This window comes from Massilia sp. Dwa41.01b (assembly GCF_014171775.1).
In the GTDB taxonomy this organism is placed as follows: domain Bacteria; phylum Pseudomonadota; class Gammaproteobacteria; order Burkholderiales; family Burkholderiaceae_D; genus Telluria.
Genome location: NZ_CP050454.1, coordinates 4,694,077 through 4,714,651, shown reverse-complemented (window position 1 = coordinate 4,714,651; position 20,575 = coordinate 4,694,077). Strand labels below are relative to the sequence as shown.

Genomic DNA, 20,575 nt, shown 5'->3' with positions numbered 1-20,575 from the left:
TCGACGGCGGCAACCCGGCTGCTCTCGCTTCCCTGGAAGCCATGCGTTGCGCGCCGACAGTGCTGGTGGTCGGCGGCAATCCCTGCCCCGGGTACGACCAGCTGGCGCTGCCGTGCGAACCGGCGGCCCTGTATGCTGTACTGGGCCGCCTGCAGGAAGAGCGGCGGCGCACACTGGCACTGCTGCGCGCGTGGCGAGCCCCTGCTGGCCGAACGCCGCCGCTGCCCGCGCATCGCCAGCAGCGGCCCCGACGCGGCCCGGCGCCAGCCGCCGCGTCCCGGCAAGCTGCTCGTCGTCGACAAGGGCGGCGCCTTCCGCGACCATCTTGCCCACCTGGTCGACCAGCGTGCGTTGCCGGTGACCTGGACCGACAGTGCCGCCACCGCTGTGCGCCTGTGCGACGAAACGCCGGTGGTGCTGGCGCTGATCAATACCTCGGCCCGGGCATCGACCCCTATGCGCTGAGCCGTGCCATCAAGTCGCAGGCCGGGGCAGGGCGCACGGCCGTGGTGCTGCTGGTCGGCCATACCTTTTCCTACGACAGCGCGCTGGCCCGCGGCGCCGGGGTCCGCGGCCTGCTCGACAAGCCGGTGGCCGACCGCAACCTGGTGGCAGTGCTGCAGCGCCTGGCCGCCTTGCCGGCGCCCGGCGCCTGAAGCGTTTCAAGGCGGTCTTTCGCGGTGCCGCGGAGGGAGTGGCTACGCTCCAACCGATCAGTGTGATTTAGTTACAACTTCGAATCGTGCGCGACCGTGACGCCGCTATATTGAAGACATGGCAGACGATCACCAACAGCAACGTGGAGAATCCCCTGGCCCGCCGCTGGAGACCCGTCCCGACGCACCGGAGCGGGTTCCCGACCGCCGCGGCCCGAACCGCATGCCGGACGGACCCTCCGGCTCGGCCGGCCACATCCTGTCTTCGCGCTGGCGCGCCCTGCGCGACCGCTTCAGCCGCGATTTCCTGCGCAGCACCTTGCGCATCGGCGTGTCGGCACGCATCTACCATCCCGAACCGGGCGCCACCGGGCTGCGCAGCAAGAACCTGCAGTATCTCGAAGAATCGATCGCCCAGTGGGTGATGTCGCGCGACGTGCTGGTGTTCATGATTCCGACGGTGAACGCCAATGGCCTGCTCCACCCCAGCAACATCACGCTGCGCCACTATGCGCGCCACCTGGACGGCCTGGTGCTGCAGGGCGGTGCCGACGTGTCGCCGCACACCTATTCCGAAACGCCCACGCGCCCCGAGTGGAATGGCGACCGCGCGCGCGACGTGTACGAACTCGAACTCCTGCACGAATTCGTCGAGGCCGGCAAACCCGTGCTGGGCGTCTGCCGCGGCTGCCAGCTGATCAATGTTGCCTTCGGCGGTTCGCTCTACCAGGATGTGGCGACCAATGTACCGGAAGCCATGGCCCACGTGCACACCGACTACGACGCCCACCGCCATGCCATCGAATTCCCGCCCGGCTCCTCGCTGGCGCGCATGTTCCCCCGCGCCGGGCGGCCGATCGTCAACTCGATCCACCACCAGGCCGTGAAAGAACTCGGGCGCGATATACGGGTCGAGGCGGTGTCGCATCCGGACGGCATCGTCGAGGCGATCCGCTACCAGCGGGCCAAGTTCGTGATGGGGCTGCAGTGGCACCCGGAATTCCACCGCGCCGGCGGCACCGACCTGCTCGACTGCACGCCCGTGCTCGACGAGTTCCTGCGCGCGGCGCGCGAGACGCGGCTCTAGAAAAGCCGCACGGGTGTAAAAGCGCTTGCATCCCATCCCTTCCTTCCTCATAATGAATGAGAATCATTCTCATTAACGAAATGAAGGGATCGCCATGAAGGAGCTGTTTGCAGACGCCCCCACGCCCGGAAAGGGCACGCGCCATCAGGACGCGGTCATGCTCGCTTCCGTGCTGCACCTGATGTCGCACTACACCGCGCGCGACGAGCGCGACCGTCCCTGCGTGCGGCTGGCATCGAGTATCGAACGTCACCTGTGCGCCCTGGCGCGCTTGCCCGAGCTCGACCCGGTGCTGCGTGCCACCTGCGAGCAGTTGTGCGAAAAGTGGGCAAGCCTGGTGGACGAAGGCATGCCGCGGCCGGCACCGAAGCGCAATTTTCTGGAACGGATCATGGGAAGCCGGGCCGGCACGGTGTGAACGAGGCGTTCAGGTGGCCCGGTTTCGTAGGGTGGACACTCGTGTCCACGCGGGAGCAATCGAAACAGAAGTCCTTATCCTCTACGTATCCGGTCTGTGAGAACGCCGCGAATGCGCATCGGTCCTATACCGCGTGGGGTCCTTGAGCCTGGTGGGCTCAAGGACGAGCCCACCCTACGCCCCTACGATTCCCTCGCGCAGCTGGCTACCGCCGCCTGAACCTCCGCTCCCCACGGAACCAGTTAATCGCCGCATGCACCATCCCCTCCACGCTCCCCTGCATTTTCGTAGGGTGGGCTCTTGAGCCCACGCGGTACAGCACGGATGAGCACTCGAAACAACCGCTCGTATACGCTAGGTATTTGGTCTGTAAAAACGCCGCGAATGCGCAACGGTCCTATACCGCGTGGGGTCCTGGAGCCTGGGGGGCTCAAGGACGAGCCCACCCTACGCCCCTACGATTCCCTCGCGCACGTGGCTACCGCCGCCTGAACCTCCGCTCCCCACGGAACCAGTTGATCGCCGCATGCACCATCCCCTCCACGCTCCCCTGCAGCTCGTACTGCCGGCGCAGCAGGGTGGCGTCGCTGCCGTCGCTCGCCGCCATGACCAGGTGCCGCAGCGCGTCCAGGCTGCCGAGCGCTTCAGCGTGCGGCTCCATGCGCTCCAGCGTCGCCAGGATGTCTTCGCGGATCGAGACGTTCTCGTAGCTTTTCGGGTGCGTGATCAATCCGTCCAGCCCGAAACGGCAGGCCTGGAAGCGGTTGTAGTTGTAGACCAGGTAATCGTCTTCCACAGGCGCGTCCTCGCCGGGCGCTGCCTCGCGCCGCTCCAGCAAATCGCGGCACAGCGCCTGCAGGTAGGCCGCCAGCGCCGCGGCGCGCTCGACCGTCAGCGGCGTATCGCACACGCGCAGTTCGATCGTGCCGTATTCGGGCTTGGGCCGCAGATCCCAGTAAAAATCCTTCATGCTCTTGACGATGCCGGTGCGCTCCATCTTCGCGTAATACGCGCTCTCGAATTCGCTCCAGCTGAGCGTGAAGGGCGCGCGGCCGCTCATCGGGAAGGCGAACACGGAATTCAGGCGCGCCGAATCGAACAGGCTGTCGTGGCCCTGCACGAAGGGCGAGGAGCTCGACAGGGCGATGAAATGCGGAATGTAGCGGTTCAGCGCGTGCAGCAGGTACATGGCGTTGTCGCCATTGCCGCAGCCGATGTGTACGTGCTGGCCGAACACGGTGAACTGCTTGGCCAGGTAGCCGTAGAGCGAAGACAGGTGCTCGAAGCGCGGCTTGGCGAAGATCTTCTGTTCCGACCAGTGCTGGAAGGGGTGCGTCCCGCCGCCGGCGATGCCGATGTTCAGGGTGTCGCCCGCCGTCACCAGGGTGTCGCGGATCTGCTGCAGCTCGGCCAGGAGCGGCGCATAGCTTGAGTGCACGCTCGAATTAATCTCGATCATGCTCTCGGTGATCTCGGGCGTGACATTGCCAGGGAAGGGCTTGCGCGCCAGCAGGTGCAGCAGGTCCGGGCTGGCGGCCGTCAGGTTGAAGTCGGACAGGCTGACCAGCTGCAGCTCGAGCTCGACGCCGAAGGTCAGCGGGGTGGACGGGGCAAAGGCTTCAAGCGGCATGCTGGCCCTCCGGTGCTTCGTGCGCCCACACCAGGGCGCGCTGGATGATGATCGGACCGAACACCTCGAGCAGCATCGTCACCGCCGCGATCGAGCGCAATTCCTCGACCACGTGCACGCCGGCCTGGCGCGCGTGTTCCAGCAGCAGGATGACGAACACGGACAGGGGCGCCAGCGCGACCCCGGCCAGCGCTCCCTTGCGCCACGAGATACCTGACAGGTGGGCAAATGCGGTCACGCCCAGTGTCTTGGTGACCAGCCGCGCCAGCACCAGCACCAGCGCCAGCAGGCTGCCGGCCGCGACCTGGCGCCAGTCGAGGGTGGAGGCGGCAAACACGAACAGCAGCACCGTGAGCAGGTCGCCGAGTGCGCCGAAGCCCCGTTGGGCCTGGCTGAAGGCGACGCGCCGGTGCCGTGCCACCAGGCCGAAGGCAAGGGTGGCGACCACCGGCGACAGACCGGCCGCGTGGGTGATCGCCACCAGCAGGAACACGGCCAGGGCAAAGGCGACGGTGGCATCCTGGTTTGGATTCCTGAGCGCGCGCAGCAGCGCCGGTACGGTCAGGCCGAACACGGCGCCGGTCAGCAGCGACACCGCCAGCAGCACGAAGCTGTTCCAGATGGCGTCGCCCAGGTCTTCGTAGGTGCGGAAGATCCAGAAGGCGACCACGACGTTGAAGGCGAACACGGCCAGCACGCAGTTCTGCGCCGTCAGGTGCAGCACGCGCTCGGTCACCTGGCCCGAGCTGCGCCCCTCGTTGATCACGCGCACCACGGTGGCAGGCGAGGTGGCCATCGCCAGGGCCGCCAGCATCAGGCTGGTGAGCTGCGGCGTGCCGAAGGCAAGGGCCAGCAGGTAGACGACGATAAAGGTCAGCAGCGACTCGACCAGGCCGCTGATGCCGATCCAGGGATTGTTGCGCAGCCAGAGCAGGTTGATGCGGTAGCCGAGCTCGAACAGGATCAGGCCGAAGGCGACGTCGGCAAGGAAGGGCACGCTGCCGGCATCCGGTGGCGGCAGTATGCCCAGCTGGGGGCCGGCGAGCAGGAAGCCGACAAGGCCGTAGAAACTGATGCGCGGCAAGCCTGTGAAGCGCTGGCCGAATTCCCCGGCGATCCAGGCGATCGCAATGGCGAACGGCCATGCCAGGCTGGTCAGGATCGGCAGCAATTCAAGCATGGGTTCCTCGAAAAACAGTGGTCTGGTGCAGGCGGCGGCGGATGGAATGGCCCGGCCTGCGCTTGGCGCCAGTATCGCGCCGATCGGGGCGCGGGTCGGTGCCCGGCCTAACAGAGCCGACTGGCCTGGTGCGCGGCCATGGCGGTTGTCACCGCTGGCGCCGCTGGATAGAATGCGGGGCGCCGTTGCGAATCGACGGCACCTGCGGCCCGCCGCCCGATTTCCGTTTTGCCGGCGCACGCCCGGCCTTCTTCATGACCGAGCAATCCCCACTCCCAGTCCAGCCGCAAGCGCGCCCGCCGATCCGCTTGACCGCCCAGGTCCTGACCTGCGTCGCTTTTTCGCTGATCGCCCTCGCCATCATCTTCGTGGCCCAGGACGATCGCGCGGCCGTGCTGCGCGGGCCGATGGCCTGGACCACGCAGCTGGTGTACGGCCTGGTCCTGTCGGCGCTGGCGGCGGCCGGGTCCTACATCAGCTTCCGCCTGACGACGCGTTCCGACGCCACGCAGGGCACGATCAATGCCTACAGCCGGCTCGACCTGTCGGGCCTGAATCCCTTGTGGATCAGCCTGGCGGCGGCGATCGGCGAAGAGCTGCTGTTCCGCGCGGCGCTGCAGCCGCTGCTGGGGGTATGGATCACCTCGATCGTTTTCCTGCTGACGCACACGCCGGTCTACCGGTTCCGCAAACTCAACCGGGCAACGCTGGTGCAGGCGCTGGGCGTGTTCGGCGCCAGCGTGGCCCTCGGCTTCCTCTACCAGTACGTCGGCCTGCTGGCGGCGATGATGGTGCACACGGCGCTCGACGTGGTCGGGCTGTACGTGGTGCGTACCGTCTTGTGGAGCAAGGCGGCCGCCCCGGCGGCGCAGCGCAAGTGATCCGGTGACGCGGTGGTGGCGGCGTTTCCGCTCCCTTGCCGATTGCCAGGCGCGCCACCTACGCTCGGCGCCTCGGCGATAGGATGCCCGCTATTCCGCTATGATGGGCCCGTCATTACGGACAACCAGGACCGCAGAACCCCTATGCCCCACCACCATCCTCATCCCGACGACAAGGGCAGGCCAGTCCTGCTGCAGCATCCCGATACCCCGACGCCGCTGGCCGCCTGGGCCGACCCCCGTCAGGCCGCGACCGTGATTCCTGGCGGCGCCATGCCGGACACGCTCAACGGCATTGCGTTCGCGCCGTGGCGCGACGTGCCCGCCAGCGAAGCGGGCTGGAACGAAGTTGCCGGCCAGTTCGCCCATGACGAGCCGCCGTTCCGGGTCCCGGAAGGCAAGCAGCCGGCGGCCGGCGTCGTCATCGAGGAGCCAGATGGCAGGATCTGGCTGGTGTCGCCTTCGAATGCCTTTGGCGGCTACCGGACGACCTTCCCGAAAGGGCGGATCGATGGCGGCGTCAACCTGCAGGCCTGCGCCATCCGCGAAGCCTTCGAGGAAGCGGGGCTGCAGGTGAGGATTACCGGCTGGCTGGCGGACTCGAACCGTTCACGCAGCTATACCCGCTACTACCGCGCCGAGCGGGTCGGCGGCAACCCGGCCGCCATGGGCTGGGAGTCGCAGGCAGTCCACCTGGTACCGCGCGCCGCCCTGGAGCGCTTCCTGACCCATCCCAATGACCTGCCACTGTTGCAGGCGATCCGCAGCTTGCCGTTAAGGTAGGCGCCGTTTGGGTGGCGGCTTGACCCATTTGGGGTTGCCTTCGCTCCAGACGCGCTTGCCTTCGCGGTCGACCATGAACCTGTCGAGTGGGTTCCATTCGCAATGCGGATCGTCCTCGCCGTCGGGCGGCAAGTTGCAATGTTGTGGGAACTGCGCAGAAAAATCCCTCACGAGCTCATTCATCCCCTCGATCTCGACGACGAGCTCGCCCCAGGCATGCGGCTCGACATGGTATTCCTGCATGTTTGCCATCGCAAACTCGATCAATTCGCGGGGATCGAGCCGATTGGCTTTGGCGACTTCATAGACAGAGAAGTACATGGCACGCTCCAGAGATGTGGCTGGGCATAAAGGTAGCAGGTCTGCCGCCGTGCGCCGCGCCCGGCAGGGAAATGGAACAGGTTCTGGTTGCGCTGATAGTGTACTTATGACAACATCAGTCGCCTGAATTTCCTTTCAACAATTCGTTTTGCTACTCGAGCACATCCATGATCACACGTCTTGCCGTCCTGTTGTTCCCGCTGCTGTTGCTGACCGGCTGCGTCAGCCTCACGCCCACGCTCGCGCCGACCGCCCAGCCAGAGGCGAATGCCGGTTATGTGGCTGGCCAGTTCAGCCGCAACAAGGGCATGAATTTCGCGCTGGTACTGCGCGCCGCAGATAGCCAGGAAGAATACGTGATGCCGATGGGCGCGGACAGCAGCCTGCCGACGGAAGTCGTCCGCAGCCCGATCGCGATCAAGGTCCGTCCCGGCACCTATACGATCACGCAATGGCTGACCTACGCCACCCTCACCAAGGAAGTGATATCGCGCCAGCCCATCCAGAGCTCGCCCCTGGCGAAACCGTTCACGGTGGCGGCCGGCGCGGTGACCCATCTCGGCAATTTCCGCGTCATCTCCAACAAGTCCGCGACGTTTGGGGGCGTGCAATTCGACATGCGCATCTTGCCAGACCTGCTGTCCGAGCCCGAGATGAAGGAAGACTTCGCCGCTGCCTACCCGAACCTGGCCTCGCAGCCGGTCAGGTGCGTGTATTGCACCGATACCTACCGCCCCTGAACCTTGCGCCGGCGGCGCTTGCTTGCTCGGCAGCCGCAGCGCCCGCTGCGTCCTGCATCGTCACCGCAAGCGTGCGCTGGCCTGGAGATGGCGGGGCAGCAGGCTGATGGCGGAGGCGCCATGGTGGAATTCCGAGAGATTTTCCAGTGGCAACATGTGTTAATGTGGTTCATTCGGCTACACCTTGTTGCCGCGCATGCCTTCCCGCAATCTCTTCCAAAGTTCAGCCATGTACAAGCGCTTCCATCGTTCTTCTTCGGCCTGTCTCGCCTGCGTTCTCGCCCTCGCCGTCCAGCTTACCGGATGCTCGGGAAGAGACGCGTCATCCAGTGCCGACAAGCAGCGTATTGCCGAGCTCGAGCTGGAACTGAGCCAGCTGAAGAAAGCCGCGGCCACTCCATCCACCGCGAACGCATCCGCGTCGCTGTCCAGCGCCAGCGCCAGCGCGGCGGCCGCCCCTGAACAGGAGGCGGTACCGGCCCCGGAGGTCGGCAAGCAATGGGATTACTCGGTGTCCGAAGACAAGATGACTGGCGGGATGACGAAGTTCGCATCGGTGAGCAGTTCGAATACCGTCAACTTCGGATTTCCCTATTCCGGCGCCCAGCACGGCAGCCTGACCCTGCGTACCGATCCGCGTCATGGCAAGGACGTCCTGTTCCAGATCAGCCGTGGCCAGATTCTCTGCCCTTCCTATGAGGGATGCTCGGTACAGGTTCGCTTCGATGACGAAAAACCGGTCACCTACCATGCCACGGGACCGGCGGATCATAGTTCGGAAACGGTATTCATCCAGAACTATGCGGGTTTCCTGAACAAGCTGAAGAAAGCGCAGCGCGTTCGCCTGTCGCTCAACATCTACCAGCAGGGCTCGCCTGTATTCGAGTTCGATGTCAGCGGTTTCAGCGTCGACCGCTACCAGAACAAATCTTGAGGGTAGGGGACACCGTCAGCGGCATGACGGCAGCCGATACTTGCTCAGCAGCAGCATCGCCCGCTGCAGCCCTCCATCGTCACCGGAAACAAAGTTGAGCGTTTCTAACTGGGAAGACCGTGATGCAGACAGAAAAAGAGCGTGTTGAAACCAGTGACGAACGATCGGCTAGAAAAGTCTAAGGGAAAGCGGTGACCAAAAATTCGAATCTTGCGGTTCTTATCGATGCAGACAACGCTCAAGCTTCTATTGTCAAAGAGCTGCTAGCAGAGGTTTCGACGTATGGGACAGCCACTGTCAAGCGCGCTTATGGCGACTGGACCACCACCAACCTAAAAGGCTGGAAAGAAACGCTACATATGATGGCCATTCAGCCTATCCAGCAGTTTGGATATACGGTTGGGAAAAATTCGACTGACTCGTCGCTCATCATTGATGCTATGGATCTGCTCCATGGCGGAAAACTGGATGGATTTTGCTTGGTCTCATCAGACAGTGACTTTACTCGCTTAGCGACGCGCATCAGGGAAAGTGGGCTGGCAGTCTATGGTTTTGGTGAGAGGAAGACGCCAGCAGCGTTCGTCGCGGCGTGCGACAAATTCATCTACACCGAAATCCTACGCCCCGCGACTGCCGAGCCGGGAGGCGCAGTAAGGCCACATGTGAATCAACAACGCCCGCCCATTTCAATGGGTGAAACTGAGGAAACGCTGCGTAAAGCCATTGTCGCGGCTACCCGTGATGACGGGTTTGCTCCGCTTGGCCAGGTAGGCAACCTTATTCTTAAGAACATGCCCGCGTTCGACTCTAGAAACTATGGATGCGACAAGCTCAGCGAACTGATCCGTCGGCTACCGTTCGTAGACGTCAAAGAGGTTTCAGCTGAGAACTCGCCCCACGTACACCTATACGTGCGCTTGAAATAGGCCGGAAAAGACAATGATCTGCTCGTGCGGCGGTGCAAATGCAAATTGTTTCAAATGCTCTGGCACTGGTAATGCGAAACGTAGAGGGTCGCCGGCTCTGATAGAGGTGCGATAAATGGTCCACCCGATATATGCAAAAGACAGGTTATGATGAGTGGTTTAAAGCTAGTTCAGAGACCAACTAACGACAGCCGGAAAACTACTAACAACGCGGCCCGAACGTTCGTCTCAAAAGACATGGTCATCAGCGAGCGACGCCTCGCGTAACAGGGGCTCCGAAAAGAAGATCTACGCGATGAAAAAATATGGCATTTCCATTTTGGCAGCCCTGGCTATTCTTTCCGGCTGCTCGACCATTGGCCCGACCGATTCTCCCGAGTTCGCGACGCTCGTCCAGGCCCCAGTTCCGAAGGGCGACGGAGCGGTCCGCTTCTTCGGCGCGGCCTTCTGGTATCCGAACCAGCGCGGCTTCACCGATGTGCGCAATGGAATGCTCAGCGGCACTCCCACGCAAATCGCAGGTGCGCTGGTGGTCGCGGACAAAGCGATATTGTTCGAACAGTGGGATGACAAGGCGAAGAGCTACGATATCGTCAAGCGTATTCCCGTGGACGATATCATGAGCGTAAACGTGGATTCCATGGGTTTAGGGCGGCGCGTTGTTGTTCGGCACAAGGATTTCTCGTTCGATTCGTTTGCATTTACACGTCCATCGGGACATTTCCAGGACGCGGATCAAACTGTGGCTGCGGCCGGCTACCTGCAGAAGTTCCTTAAGGAGCGTAATGGCTCTGACGCATCTAGTTCCGCTTTAGACTGAGCGCACCGCGGTCTGGAAAGCCCGGCAGTACCCCAAGCCCGCCTTGAGCCGGCAACGGCATTAAGAAGGTCGGCGCGGTTTCGGTCTAGCGAACGAAAGCGGATCGGGAAGGCGAGCGAGCTGCGCAAGCTGCTGAAAAGCATTCCGCCCGACATGCCGGTCGGCGTTGAATTCCCTGACGCTACACATCCCGACCAGTGCCACGGAACGGTCGACGTACGCGCCACCCGCGTTACCGATCCATTTCACAAGTTTGCCGGTGTGACGGAGGAAATCTTCGTCTTTCAAGTGTTCTAACCGGACCCATGCAAAATACACGCCGCGCTTCCTACTTGCTCAACAGCCGCATCGCCCGCTCCAGCCCTTCCATCGTCACCGGGAACATCCTGTTGTTCATGATCTGGCGGATGAGGGCGATCGACTGGCGGTATTGCCACAGGTGTTCCGGCTCCGGATTGAGCCAGGCGAATTTCGGGAAGGCGTTGCAGAAGCGTGCCAGCCATTCGGCGCCGGCTTCCTCGTTGTTGTATTCGACCGAGCCGCCGGGCGCGACGACCTCGTAGGGACTCATGGTGGCGTCGCCCACGAAAATGATGCGGGTGTCCGCCGGGTAGGTGCGCAGCACGTCCCAGGTCGGGAAGCGCTCCGCGTGGCGGCGCCGGTTGTTCTTCCACAGGTAGTCATAGACGCAGTTGTGGAAGTAGTAGAACTCCATGTTCTTGAATTCGCTCTTCGCGGCCGAGAACAGTTCCTCGACGCGCTCGATGTGGTCGTCCATGCTGCCGCCCACGTCGAGCAGCATCACCACCTTGATGCGGTTGCGGCGCTCGGGCTGCATGCGGATGTCGAGGTAGCCGGCATTGTTGGCCGTGGCGCGGATGGTGTCGTCCAGCGCCAGCTCGTCGGCCGCGCCGGTACGGGCAAAGCGGCGCAGGCGGCGCAGCGCCACCTTGATGTTGCGCGTGCCCAGTTCGCGCTCGTCGTCATAGTCCTTGTACGAGCGCTGGTCCCACACCTTCACCGCCGTGCGGTTGCGGCCCTGGCCGCCGATGCGGATGCCTTCCGGATTGGTGCCGCCGTGGCCGAAGGGCGAGGTACCGCCGGTGCCGATCCACTTGCTGCCGCCTTCGTGGCGTTCTTTCTGTTCCTTCAGCAGCTCGTTCAGGCGGTCCATCAGCTTGTCGTAGCCGAATTTTTCCAGTGCCGCCTTCTGTTCGGGCGTCAGTTCGCGCTCCATGCGCTTGATCAGCCAGTCGAGCGGGATCTCGCCCTTGGTCGTGTCGAACACGGCGTCGATGCCCTTGAAGTAGGCACCGAAAGCGCGGTCGAACTTGTCGAAGTGGGCCTCGTCCTTCACCATGGTCAGGCGCGCCAGGTAATAGAACTCGTCGAGCGAGGGGGCGATGACGCTCTTTTCCAGCGCTTCGAGCAGGGTCAACAGTTCCTTGATCGAGACCGGCACCTTGGCGGCCCGCAGGGCGAAGAAGAAATCGATCAGCATCTCAAACGGTTCCGGCGTGGCGGCCCAGCAGGTAGTGCAGGTGGCTCTTGATCTCATGCCACTCGCCACGGACGATGCTGTACATGACGGTATCGCGCACGGTGCCGTCGCGGCGCAGGCCGTGGTGGCGGATGACGCCGTCTTTTTTCGCGCCCAGCCGTTCGATGGCCTTTTGCGAGGCATGGTTGAAATTGTCGGTCCGAAAAGCCACCACGGCGCAGCCGAGCGTGTCGAAGGCATGCGACAGCAGCAGCAACTTGCAGCTGGTGTTCACAAGCGTCCGCTGCACGCTTTTCGCGTACCAGGTGTAGCCGATTTCGACGCGGCCGATCTCGGGGAGGATGTCGTGGTAGCTGGTGGTGCCGAGCACGGCGTTGGTGGAGGCGTCGACCACGGCGAAGGCGACGCGGTTCGGCGTTTCCAGGGCGGTGTGCACGTAGGCCTGGGTGCGGTGCGGTTCCGGCACCGAGGTCACGCGGATATTCCACAGCTCACCGTCGGCGGCGGCTTCGCGCAGGCCTTCGACGTGTTCCAGCGACAGCGGCTCCAGGCGCACGCCGTTGAATTCGAGCGTAACGGGCTCGACCCTGAGCGGCACCGCCTGGATCATCGGTTCGTCCTCGACATATAGACCAGGCGTTCGAACAGGTGCACGTCCTGCTCGTTTTTCAGCAGCGCGCCATGCAGCGGCGGCACCACGGCTTTCGTATCCTGGCTTTGCAGGGCTTCGAGCGGAATGTCCTCGGCCAGCAGGAGTTTGAGCCAGTCGATCAGTTCCGAGGTGGAGGGCTTCTTCTTGATGCCGGGGACGTCGCGCACCTGGTAGAAACTCTGCAGCGCGGCGGCCAGCAGGTCCTGCTTCAGGCGCGGGAAGTGGACCTTGACGATGTCGGCCATCGTCTCGCGGTCGGGGAATTTAATGTAGTGGAAGAAGCAGCGGCGCAGGAAAGCGTCCGGCAATTCCTTTTCGTTGTTGGAGGTGATGATCACCAGCGGGCGGTGCTTGGCCACCACCATCTCGCGCGTCTCGTAGACATAGAACTCCATGCGGTCGATTTCGCGCAGCAGGTCGTTCGGAAATTCGATATCGGCCTTGTCGATCTCGTCGATCAGCAGCACGACCGGTTCCGGCGCCGTGAAGGCTTGCCACAGCACGCCCTTGACGATGTAGTTGTGGATGTCGCGCACGCGCTCGTCGCCCAATTGAGAATCGCGCAGGCGCGAGACGGCGTCGTATTCGTACAGGCCCTGCTGGGCCTTGGTGGTCGACTTCACGTGCCACTGCAACAGCGGCATGCCCAGTGCGGCGGCCACTTCCTCGGCCAGCATGGTCTTGCCGGTACCGGGCTCGCCCTTGATCAGGAGCGGGCGTCCCAGGGTGAGGGCGGCGTTCACCGCCAGTTTCAGGTCGCTAGTGGCGACATAGCTCTCGGTGCCTTCGAAGCGGGGAGTGGCTTGCATACGAATAGGGTGTGTGTGAAAGAAATCCCGAGTATATGCCATAACACGGAGGTGCTTCGGTTGCGGGGATGGCGCCCGCACGACCTTGGTAGACTGCAATCTTTTGTTGGGCTAGAATCGGACGGTTAATAGATTGGCAGTATTTGGCTAAGTTTTTGTGCGGTAGCGGTATTCGATTAAAAATCTTGCGATTCCCACCATGAAAAAAATTCTGGCAGTACTCGTTCTGGCGGCCTGCGCCGGTGGCGCCTCGGCGGCGGACGTCGTCGGCAATCCGAAGGCGGCACCGAACAAGGTCGAAATGTGCATCGGTTGCCATGGCATTCCCGGCTATAAAACAGCCTTTCCCGAGGTCTATCAGGTGCCGATGATCGGTGGCCAGTCGGCCAAATATATCGAAGCCGCGCTGCACGCCTACAAGAAAGGCGACCGCAAGCATCCATCGATGCGCGGGATCGCCATCAGCCTGTCCGACCAGGACATCGCCGACGTCGCCGCCTATTATTCGCAGCAAAACGCCCAGACCCGCAAGTAAGCCAAGGACACGCCATGAAAAAACTGATCATCGCGCTGGCCCTCGGCGCCATTTCGTTCCAGGCCGCAGCCGCCGACGTCAAGCGCGGCGCCGAACTGGCGAAGAAATACAATTGCGCGTCCTGCCACGGCGCCGATTACAGCAAACCCATCGACCCGAGCTATCCGAAGCTGGCCGGCCAGCATGCCGACTACATCGCGCACGCGCTCACCGCCTATAAACGCGGCGGCGACAAGGCCAACGGGCGCAGCAACCCGATCATGGCCGGCATGGCCCAGCCTTTGTCGGACCAGGACATGATCGACATCGGCGCCTATCTGGCCAGCCTGCCGTCGCAGCTGGTGGTGCGCAAGTAGGGCAGTCCGCAGGCCCGATCGCTGTAGAATGTCGATCCCTCCGCTCCGGCATGGCCGGGCCGGAGGGATTTTTGCATTCATACGGAGTCCGTCTTGTCGCCAGTTTCGCCTGCTTACCTGAAAACCAATTTGCTGAGCGGCCTGACCGTCGCGCTGGCGCTGGTCCCTGAAGCGATCGCCTTTGCCCTGGTGGCCCATGTGTCGCCGCTGACCGGCCTGTACGCCGCCGTGCTGGTTTCCTTCATCACCTCGGCCTTTGGTGGCCGCCCCGGCATGATCTCGGGCGCGGCCGGCGCGCTGGCTGTCGTCATGGTGGCACTGGTCGTTGAACACGGCGTGCAATACCTGTTCGCGGCCATCGTGTTGATGGGACTGCTGCAGATGCTGTTCGCCGCCGCGCGCCTGGGTAAATTCATCCGCATGGTGCCGTATCCGGTGATGCTGGGTTTCGTGAACGGCCTGGCGCTGGTGATTTTCATCGCCCAGTTCGGGCATTTCAAGATTAACGGGCAGTGGATGAGCGGCACGGCCCTGTTCACGATGCTTGGCCTGGTCGCGGCGACCATGGCCGTCATCTACCTCACGCCGCGCATCACGAAAGCCGTGCCGGCGACCCTGGTCGGCATCCTGGTGGTGACGGCAGGCGCGGCGCTGCTGGGCATCGAATCGAAGACCGTCGGCGACCTGGGCTCCATCGGCGGCGGCTTGCCGGCCTTTGCCATTCCCGACGTGCCCTTCAATCTCGAGACCCTGCGCATCGTGTTCCCGTATTCGCTGGTGCTGGCCGGTGTCGGCCTGATCGAGTCGCTGCTGACGCTCACCCTGGTCGACGAGATCACCGGCACCCGTGGCCAGCCGAACCGCGAATGCATGGCGCAGGGCGCCGCCAACGTCGTCACGGCGCTCTTTGGCGGCATGGGCGGCTGCGCGATGATCGGCCAGTCGATGATCAACGTGAACAACGGCGCCTATGGCCGCCTGTCGGGCATTTCCGCCTCGCTGTTCCTGCTCTCGTTCATCCTGGTGGGGTCGTACTGGATCGAGCAGATTCCGCTGGCCGCGCTGATCGGCGTGATGTTCGTGGTCTGCGAAAAGACCTTCGAATGGGGCACCTTCCGCACGATCGGCAAGGTGCCGCGCGCCGACACCGTCGTCGTCGTGCTGGTGGCGGCGATCACCCTGGTGTTCGACCTTGCGGTGGCGGTGCTGGTCGGCGTGATCGTCTCGGCGCTGGTGTTCGCCTGGCAGCACGCGAAGCAGATACGCGTGACGACCAGCGTCGACGCCCAGGGCTGGAAGGTGTATGACCTCGAAGGCACACTGTTCTTCGCCTCGATCGCCAATTTCAACGAGCTGTTCGCGGTCAAGGACGATCCGCAGGACGTCGTGGTCGAGTTCCGCCGCGCGCGCGTGGTGGACCACTCGGCGATCCAGGCGATCGATGCCCTGGCCGAACGCTACCGCGCCGCGGGCAAGCGGCTGCACCTGCGCCACCTGAGTGCGGACTGCCGCGAACTGCTGGGCAAGGCGCAGGACATGATCGAGGTGAACCTGCTCGAAGACCCGACCTACCGGGTGGCGGACGATCAGCTGGGCTAAGCGGTCCTGATACAAAAAAAGCGGCCATGGCCGCTTTTTTGTATCGTTTTTCGAGCCCTAGCGCGTCGCCCGGCGCCGCACGCACTCGATGTAGGCATCCGTATCCGGCGGCAGGCCGGCGCGCTGCGACTTCCAGATCATCTCGCCCAGGCACTCCATGATCTCGTGGTGGGCATCGTGCTCGCCGATGCGGGAAACCAGCAGGTCGTGCGCGGCCTTGATGCCGCGCGGCTGGTCGATCGATACCTGCTCGGCGATCGACAGGTGCATCGACAGGTGCAGGAAGGGATTCGGCTTGCCGCCTTCGACCGAATAATCGCGTGCGACGGCTTCGTCGGCGTCCATCAATTCGTCGTGGTATTCGGGATGCTGGACGATCCAGTCGGCGGCGATGGCGTCCATCGGCGTGAGGACTTCACCGGCGCGCTGCTTGCGCAGGGCTTCGCAGAAAAAACGGCGCACGTCGTGCGAGGACGGGGTAAACATGGTCGGGGGAGGGAAAGCAGGAAGAGGGCGCCATTGTAGCGCGATGCCGCCCTCCCTGCTTTCCGGCTAGGGCGTCGCGCCCGACGGCTGCGGGGCCGCCGCTTCCCTGGCTGGCCCGCAACTGGCTCTGCCGGCCGCCGGCAGCGGGACGGCGCCCTTGCCGCCTGCCTTCTGCCACTCGTCGACTGCTTCGTAAGCGGCGCAGGTATTGGCCGCGGCATCGTCCTTGTCGCGCGCAGCCTGGCGCAGCAGGTCCTCGGCCGTGATCTTGCCGAGGTAGAACTGGGCAATCGGCGTCGACCAGTCCGCCGGCGCAGCGGCAACGGTCGCGGCCAGCTCGCTGCGCCCCAGCGCCTCCTGGCCGCCGTGCAGGCGGGCGAGATACAGCCAGAGGGCGGCGTAGCGGTGCGTCGGACGCTTGTCCAGGCCGGCCCGCAGGCGGGGCGCCGCCTCGCTCATCTGGCCACGCTCCATCATGGCGCGCCCGCTGTAGATATTCGCAAGGGCGTTGCCGCTCACGGCCGCGCGCTCGAGCCAGAGCTCGCCCTGCGTCTTGTTGCGCGGAACGCGATTGCCGGACAGGTAGGCCTTGGCCAGCGCATACTGGGCATCGCCGTTGCCGGCTTCCGCTTCGGCGAAGATCCAGGGTTCGAGCTTGCGGCGCTCGCCGAAAGGCGCGCCGCCGACATAGGACAGATAGATCCTGTTCTGGCTCATCGCAAACAGCACGCGGTGCGAACGCAGGAAGTCGGCGCCGAGGATGAGGTCGACGATGTCGTGGTCGACCACGTTGATCTCGGGATGTTCGATCGCCTCCGATCCGATCTCGATCTTGTCGAGGGTCGCGCTCCAGAGCGCGCGGTGCTGGCGGCCGATGCCGGCGACGACGCCCAGGCGCCGGGAATCGTCGACCTGCAGGCCCACGCGGCGCGCGGCGGGCAGGGAGAGCGTGGTGATGTCCGAGCCGCTGTCGATGATGGCATCGAGTTCGACGCCGTTGACGCGGACGCGGAAGCGCGGATTCTCGGTCTGCTGGCGGTTGGGGATGAAGGAAATGACGACGGCATCGGGATCCCAGTAGCCGAGGAATTTGTCGTCGCAACCCTGTGGGCGGAAGAAATTCGCTTCCTTGGCCGCGAGCGAGATTTCCAGGTCGGCCTGCAGCAGGAAGTCGGCACCGACGATGGCATCGACCGGGCCCGCGCTGTCGTCGCCGATGACGTCCATAGTGCGCTTGCCGCTTTTCAGCTGGCCAAGCGAGAACTGCTCGACCCTGGCCTGGTAGTCCCAGGAAGAGCCGCCGATGCCAACGCTTTCCGTACCCGTATGACGCAGCGTCAAACCGTGCCTGCGCGCGCCGGCATTGGTCAGCGAGGTGTTGTAGGCCCCCGTATCGAACAGCACGACGGCCGGCTTGCCGTTGATGCCTCCCGGCGTGGTGATCTGCAGGTTGCCGCCGGTATAGGACAGCGGCATCCTGGCGACGCGTTGGTAATTGCAGGCCGCTTTCTCGGGCGCGGCAAGCGCCGTGCCGACGGCGCCTGCCAGCAGCAGGCCAAGAAGGAAATGGAAGGGCGGTTGATGCATGTGACGCTTTCGTGTGAAATGGTGGTGATCCTGGCCGCACGGCAAGCCGGCGCGGGCAAGCCGGCGCGGGCAAGCCGGCGGGGGCAAGCCGGCGGGGGCAAGCCCGCGAAACGACGGTGGCGGGGCTCAGCCCCCGTCTGCGGGGATGAACTGGCCGCTGCGCCAGATGCCCGCTGCGCTACCGGTGGCGCACAGGGCCGCGGCGCGCGTTGCCAGCGCTGCGCTTGCCTCCTGCTGGCCGTGCGCCAGCTGCCACTCGCGCATGGCTGCCAGCGCGTGGCAGCTGCGCAGCGTTCCTTGCGCGCGGTCGTCGGCCGCAGCGCGCAGCAGCTTGTCGGCCGTCAGTTTGCCGAGATAGAAGTCGGCAAGCGGCGTCGGCCATTCGTCGCGTGAGCCACGCGCAAAGGCTGCGTTCAACTCCGCTTTCGCCAGTTCGGGCTCGCCGCTGCGCACGCGCGCCAGGTAGAGCCAGAGCGCGGCCTGGCGGTCCGATGGCAGCTTGTCGAGGCCGGCGCGCAGGCGCGGCGCGGCAGCGGCGAAGTCGCCGGCCAGCATCGTCTTGCGGGCGCTCAGCAGGATCGCCTGGGGACTGCCGCCCGCGGCCGCCTTGTCCAGCCAGCGGTCGGCCGCGGCTTCGTCGCGCGTCACGCCTTCGCCGTTCTGGTACGCGGCGGCAAGCGCCATCTGGGCATCGGCATTGCCGCCGTCGGCTTCCGCCTGGATCCAGGGCTCGAGCTTGCGGTGCTGGCCGAAAGGTTCGCCGCCGATGTAGGAAAAGTAGAGCTTGTCCTGGCTCATGGCGAACAGGACCCGGTGCGCGCGCAGGAAATCGGCACCAAGGATGACGTCGACGCTCATCCTGTCGTCCCCGGTCACGCTGAGGTCGGCGTTCCCGATCGATTCCTCGCCGATCTGGAAGTTCTTGAAGACCCATAGCCAGCGCCGCTGCTTGCGCTCGCCGACGCCGGTGAAGTTCCCGGCTGCCGTGACGCCGGGCGCGTCCGGCGTGAATCCGGCACGCCGGGCGGCCGCGAGCGACACCAGGCTTACCTGGGCACCGGTATCGATCATGGCCCGCATCTTCTGGCCGTTCACCTGCACCGTGAAATGCGGATTGAGGCCCTGGTCGGTGAACCCGCTGTTGGCAGGCCGCTCGAAGGGAATCGACAGGACATTCTCGTTCCAGTAGCCGAGGTAGCTGTCCTTGCAGTTTTTCGGGCGGAAGAAAGTGATTTCCTTGGTGGCCAGCGAAATCTCGAGGTCCGTCTGCAGCAGGAAGGGCGAGCCGAGCAGGGCGTCGAAGGAGGGCGTGAAGCCGAATTCGTTCAACACCTGCATGTAGCCCCTGCCGTGGGTGCGCGCGGGGCCGGCGCTGAACTCGGAGACACGGGTCTCGTAGATCCAGGTGCTGCCGCCGGCGCCATGGGCGACTTTTCCGGTGTTGTGCAGCGACATGCCGCGGCGCTCGGTGCCGGTGCGGGTGAGGAAGGTTTCATGGGCACCGGTATCGACCAGCATGCGCGCCGGTGTACCGTCGATGCTGCCCTCGGTCGTGATCTGCAGCGCGGGTCCGGTGTACTGCAGGGGCAGCCTGGCGACCCTGGTGTACTGGCAGCGGGCCGGTTCGGCATCGGCGGCGGCGACGGTGCTTGCGGAGAAGGCCAGCAGGAGAGCGAGGAGCGTGCGGGAGGAGATCGGCTTCATGCCGATGATTCTATGCGGAAAGTTTCAACAACTGCAATTAAGAAATTGATCACAACGGGAAGTGGACCCGGCACGCGTGATGAGCGTTGCGTCAAAGGCACAGGCGTAAAAAAGGCAAGCAACACCGCTTGCGCGGCGCGCTTGCCTCTCCTGGCGCCCGGCAGGGCGCTTATTTTCCCGGCGTGAGCAGCAACTGCGGTGCGAGTTGTGGTTCAGTCACGGTCTCGCGCGCCTTGGCGACGGCCTTGGCGGCCGCCGTCGACGCATTGCCCTGTCCGCGCGGCTGGCGCAGGTAGCGTGCGCTGTGGCGGCGCTCGCCCTGTCCGCCATTTGCCGGCCAGGTAATGAAGCGCGACAATTCCTGCAGGGCGCGCTGGTAGACATCGCGCTTGAACTCGATGACCACATCCAGCGGTACCCAGTAGTCGTGCCAGCGCCAGGCGTCGAATTCCGGATGGTCGGTCAGGCGCAGGTTGACGTCATTGTCGCGCGCTACCATGCGCAGCAGGAACCAGATCTGCTTCTGGCCACGGTAATGGCCGCGGATTTCGCGCTTGATGAAATGATCCGGCACCTCGTAGCGCAGCCAGTCGCGGGTGCGGCCCACGATCTTGACGTGCTCCTGGCGCAAACCGATTTCCTCTTCGAGCTCGCGGTACATCGCCTGTTCCGGCGTCTCGCCGTATTTGATACCCCCTTGCGGAAATTGCCATGAGTGCTCGCGCACCCGCTTGCCCCACCACACCTCGTTGTTGGCGTTAAGCAGGATGATGCCGACGTTGGGGCGAAACCCTTCCCGATCGAGCATAGTGCACCTCGAAACTTTCTGCCGGCTTCCGAGTCCCTTACATTTTTACCTACAAATCCAATGCATCAGCCATGCCCGTGCACGACGAAAACGGCGGACGCTGTGTGTTCCGGACCCATTTGTACAAAGTTGGACGCATCAGCCAGCTAATCCTTTAAAATT

At 64.0% G+C, this 20,575-nt stretch carries 23 protein-coding genes; 13 read left to right on the top strand and 10 right to left on the bottom strand.

Annotated elements, in window-relative coordinates:
* Positions 1–132: 132 nt before the first annotated feature.
* The 4 genes from G4G28_RS21675 (at position 133) to G4G28_RS21660 (ending at position 2,161) form a co-directional block, all read left to right on the top strand.
* On the top strand, positions 133–465 hold the full coding sequence (locus G4G28_RS21675; RefSeq protein WP_183107823.1) for a hypothetical protein: 333 nt from the start codon (positions 133–135) through the stop codon (positions 463–465).
* Complete coding sequence (locus tag G4G28_RS21670; RefSeq protein WP_182989885.1) at positions 396–656, top strand: hypothetical protein; 261 nt, start codon at positions 396–398, stop codon at positions 654–656. The genes G4G28_RS21675 and G4G28_RS21670 overlap by 70 nt, the downstream gene beginning before the upstream one ends.
* Before the next feature lie 118 nt (positions 657–774).
* A complete protein-coding gene (locus G4G28_RS21665) occupies positions 775–1,743 on the top strand; it encodes a gamma-glutamyl-gamma-aminobutyrate hydrolase family protein (protein WP_183107822.1) in 969 nt (322 codons plus the stop codon).
* A gap of 94 nt (positions 1,744–1,837) precedes the next feature.
* Entirely contained in the window at positions 1,838–2,161 is a 324-nt protein-coding gene (locus G4G28_RS21660) for a hypothetical protein (protein WP_182989883.1), read from the top strand.
* A gap of 478 nt (positions 2,162–2,639) precedes the next feature.
* On the opposite strand, the gene G4G28_RS21655 is transcribed toward G4G28_RS21660, so the two are convergent.
* Positions 2,640–3,791 (bottom strand): YbdK family carboxylate-amine ligase, encoded by a 1,152-nt coding sequence (locus tag G4G28_RS21655; protein WP_183107821.1) that lies wholly within the window; start codon positions 3,789–3,791, stop codon positions 2,640–2,642.
* The gene (locus G4G28_RS21650; protein ID WP_182989881.1) at positions 3,781–4,971 is read right to left on the bottom strand and encodes a cation:proton antiporter; all 1,191 of its coding nucleotides are present in this window, start codon (positions 4,969–4,971) and stop codon (positions 3,781–3,783) included. Before G4G28_RS21650 ends, G4G28_RS21655 begins: the two co-directional genes overlap by 11 nt.
* Positions 4,972–5,225: 254 nt before the next feature.
* Between G4G28_RS21650 and G4G28_RS21645 the strand changes: the two genes are divergently transcribed.
* Together G4G28_RS21645 and G4G28_RS21640 are read left to right on the top strand one after the other, a co-directional pair.
* Positions 5,226–5,852, top strand: coding sequence for a CPBP family intramembrane glutamic endopeptidase (locus G4G28_RS21645; protein ID WP_183107820.1), 627 nt, complete (start codon positions 5,226–5,228; stop codon positions 5,850–5,852).
* Between the two features lie 144 nt (positions 5,853–5,996).
* A complete protein-coding gene (locus tag G4G28_RS21640) occupies positions 5,997–6,635 on the top strand; it encodes an NUDIX hydrolase (RefSeq protein WP_183107819.1) in 639 nt (212 codons plus the stop codon).
* Here G4G28_RS21640 and G4G28_RS21635 read toward each other — a convergent pair.
* Positions 6,627–6,956: a hypothetical protein gene (locus G4G28_RS21635; RefSeq protein ID WP_182989878.1), complete on the bottom strand. Its 330-nt coding sequence runs from the start codon at positions 6,954–6,956 to the stop codon at positions 6,627–6,629. The two genes, G4G28_RS21640 and G4G28_RS21635, sit on opposite strands and share 9 nt — an antisense overlap.
* A gap of 167 nt (positions 6,957–7,123) precedes the next feature.
* Here G4G28_RS21635 and G4G28_RS21630 point away from each other — a divergent pair, with 167 nt between their 5' ends.
* The 4 genes from G4G28_RS21630 (at position 7,124) to G4G28_RS21615 (ending at position 10,376) form a co-directional block, all read left to right on the top strand.
* Complete coding sequence (locus G4G28_RS21630; RefSeq protein ID WP_182989877.1) at positions 7,124–7,696, top strand: hypothetical protein; 573 nt, start codon at positions 7,124–7,126, stop codon at positions 7,694–7,696.
* 229 nt (positions 7,697–7,925) lie between these two features.
* Entirely contained in the window at positions 7,926–8,630 is a 705-nt protein-coding gene (locus tag G4G28_RS21625; protein ID WP_182989876.1) for a hypothetical protein, read from the top strand.
* Positions 8,631–8,821: 191 nt separating this feature from the next.
* On the top strand, positions 8,822–9,556 hold the full coding sequence (locus tag G4G28_RS21620; RefSeq protein ID WP_182989875.1) for an NYN domain-containing protein: 735 nt from the start codon (positions 8,822–8,824) through the stop codon (positions 9,554–9,556).
* Between the two features lie 295 nt (positions 9,557–9,851).
* Positions 9,852–10,376, top strand: coding sequence for a hypothetical protein (locus tag G4G28_RS21615; protein WP_182989874.1), 525 nt, complete (start codon positions 9,852–9,854; stop codon positions 10,374–10,376).
* A gap of 328 nt (positions 10,377–10,704) precedes the next feature.
* Here G4G28_RS21615 and G4G28_RS21610 read toward each other — a convergent pair whose 3' ends face one another.
* The 3 genes from G4G28_RS21610 to G4G28_RS21600 are packed head-to-tail and all read right to left on the bottom strand — an operon-like array spanning position 10,705 to position 13,338.
* Positions 10,705–11,877, bottom strand: a complete 1,173-nt coding sequence (locus G4G28_RS21610; protein ID WP_182989873.1) for a VWA domain-containing protein — start codon at positions 11,875–11,877, stop codon at positions 10,705–10,707.
* A 1-nt stretch (position 11,878) separates the two neighbouring features.
* The gene (locus tag G4G28_RS21605) at positions 11,879–12,487 is read right to left on the bottom strand and encodes a GNAT family N-acetyltransferase (RefSeq protein WP_182989872.1); all 609 of its coding nucleotides are present in this window, start codon (positions 12,485–12,487) and stop codon (positions 11,879–11,881) included.
* Positions 12,484–13,338 (bottom strand): MoxR family ATPase, encoded by an 855-nt coding sequence (locus G4G28_RS21600; RefSeq protein WP_182989871.1) that lies wholly within the window; start codon positions 13,336–13,338, stop codon positions 12,484–12,486. The genes G4G28_RS21605 and G4G28_RS21600 overlap by 4 nt, the downstream gene beginning before the upstream one ends.
* 199 nt (positions 13,339–13,537) lie before the next feature.
* On the opposite strand from G4G28_RS21600, the gene G4G28_RS21595 reads away from it, so the two are divergent.
* From G4G28_RS21595 to G4G28_RS21585, 3 genes are all read left to right on the top strand, one after another.
* On the top strand, positions 13,538–13,873 hold the full coding sequence (locus G4G28_RS21595) for a cytochrome c (RefSeq protein WP_182989870.1): 336 nt from the start codon (positions 13,538–13,540) through the stop codon (positions 13,871–13,873).
* Between the two features lie 14 nt (positions 13,874–13,887).
* Entirely contained in the window at positions 13,888–14,229 is a 342-nt protein-coding gene (locus G4G28_RS21590) for a cytochrome c (protein WP_182989869.1), read from the top strand.
* 93 nt (positions 14,230–14,322) lie between these two features.
* A complete protein-coding gene (locus tag G4G28_RS21585; protein ID WP_182989868.1) occupies positions 14,323–15,828 on the top strand; it encodes a SulP family inorganic anion transporter in 1,506 nt (501 codons plus the stop codon).
* 57 nt (positions 15,829–15,885) lie between these two features.
* Here G4G28_RS21585 and G4G28_RS21580 read toward each other — a convergent pair whose 3' ends face one another.
* The 4 genes from G4G28_RS21580 to G4G28_RS21565 form a co-directional block, all read right to left on the bottom strand.
* Entirely contained in the window at positions 15,886–16,314 is a 429-nt protein-coding gene (locus tag G4G28_RS21580) for a DUF1841 family protein (protein WP_182989867.1), read from the bottom strand.
* A 66-nt stretch (positions 16,315–16,380) separates the two neighbouring features.
* Positions 16,381–17,901, bottom strand: a complete 1,521-nt coding sequence (locus tag G4G28_RS21575; RefSeq protein ID WP_183107818.1) for an aspartyl protease family protein — start codon at positions 17,899–17,901, stop codon at positions 16,381–16,383.
* A gap of 126 nt (positions 17,902–18,027) precedes the next feature.
* Entirely contained in the window at positions 18,028–19,605 is a 1,578-nt protein-coding gene (locus G4G28_RS21570; protein ID WP_183107817.1) for a retroviral-like aspartic protease family protein, read from the bottom strand.
* 169 nt (positions 19,606–19,774) lie between these two features.
* Positions 19,775–20,413, bottom strand: a complete 639-nt coding sequence (locus G4G28_RS21565) for an RNA pyrophosphohydrolase (RefSeq protein WP_229425252.1) — start codon at positions 20,411–20,413, stop codon at positions 19,775–19,777.
* Between the last annotated feature and the right edge of the window lie 162 nt (positions 20,414–20,575).

Coding starts and splice junctions, on each gene's coding strand:
- G4G28_RS21575 (WP_183107818.1), bottom strand. CDS start 17,901: ATGCATCAACCGCCCTTCCATTTCCTTCTTGGCCTGCTGCTGGCAGGC.
- G4G28_RS21675 (WP_183107823.1), top strand. CDS start 133: ATGCTGTACTGGGCCGCCTGCAGGAAGAGCGGCGGCGCACACTGGCAC.
- G4G28_RS21635 (WP_182989878.1), bottom strand. CDS start 6,956: ATGTACTTCTCTGTCTATGAAGTCGCCAAAGCCAATCGGCTCGATCCC.
- G4G28_RS21610 (WP_182989873.1), bottom strand. CDS start 11,877: ATGCTGATCGATTTCTTCTTCGCCCTGCGGGCCGCCAAGGTGCCGGTC.
- G4G28_RS21615 (WP_182989874.1), top strand. CDS start 9,852: ATGAAAAAATATGGCATTTCCATTTTGGCAGCCCTGGCTATTCTTTCC.
- G4G28_RS21565 (WP_229425252.1), bottom strand. CDS start 20,413: ATGCTCGATCGGGAAGGGTTTCGCCCCAACGTCGGCATCATCCTGCTT.
- G4G28_RS21665 (WP_183107822.1), top strand. CDS start 775: ATGGCAGACGATCACCAACAGCAACGTGGAGAATCCCCTGGCCCGCCG.
- G4G28_RS21630 (WP_182989877.1), top strand. CDS start 7,124: ATGATCACACGTCTTGCCGTCCTGTTGTTCCCGCTGCTGTTGCTGACC.
- G4G28_RS21655 (WP_183107821.1), bottom strand. CDS start 3,791: ATGCCGCTTGAAGCCTTTGCCCCGTCCACCCCGCTGACCTTCGGCGTC.
- G4G28_RS21580 (WP_182989867.1), bottom strand. CDS start 16,314: ATGTTTACCCCGTCCTCGCACGACGTGCGCCGTTTTTTCTGCGAAGCC.
- G4G28_RS21570 (WP_183107817.1), bottom strand. CDS start 19,605: ATGAAGCCGATCTCCTCCCGCACGCTCCTCGCTCTCCTGCTGGCCTTC.
- G4G28_RS21605 (WP_182989872.1), bottom strand. CDS start 12,487: ATGATCCAGGCGGTGCCGCTCAGGGTCGAGCCCGTTACGCTCGAATTC.
- G4G28_RS21660 (WP_182989883.1), top strand. CDS start 1,838: ATGAAGGAGCTGTTTGCAGACGCCCCCACGCCCGGAAAGGGCACGCGC.
- G4G28_RS21600 (WP_182989871.1), bottom strand. CDS start 13,338: ATGCAAGCCACTCCCCGCTTCGAAGGCACCGAGAGCTATGTCGCCACT.
- G4G28_RS21625 (WP_182989876.1), top strand. CDS start 7,926: ATGTACAAGCGCTTCCATCGTTCTTCTTCGGCCTGTCTCGCCTGCGTT.
- G4G28_RS21650 (WP_182989881.1), bottom strand. CDS start 4,971: ATGCTTGAATTGCTGCCGATCCTGACCAGCCTGGCATGGCCGTTCGCC.
- G4G28_RS21640 (WP_183107819.1), top strand. CDS start 5,997: ATGCCCCACCACCATCCTCATCCCGACGACAAGGGCAGGCCAGTCCTG.
- G4G28_RS21590 (WP_182989869.1), top strand. CDS start 13,888: ATGAAAAAACTGATCATCGCGCTGGCCCTCGGCGCCATTTCGTTCCAG.
- G4G28_RS21595 (WP_182989870.1), top strand. CDS start 13,538: ATGAAAAAAATTCTGGCAGTACTCGTTCTGGCGGCCTGCGCCGGTGGC.
- G4G28_RS21645 (WP_183107820.1), top strand. CDS start 5,226: ATGACCGAGCAATCCCCACTCCCAGTCCAGCCGCAAGCGCGCCCGCCG.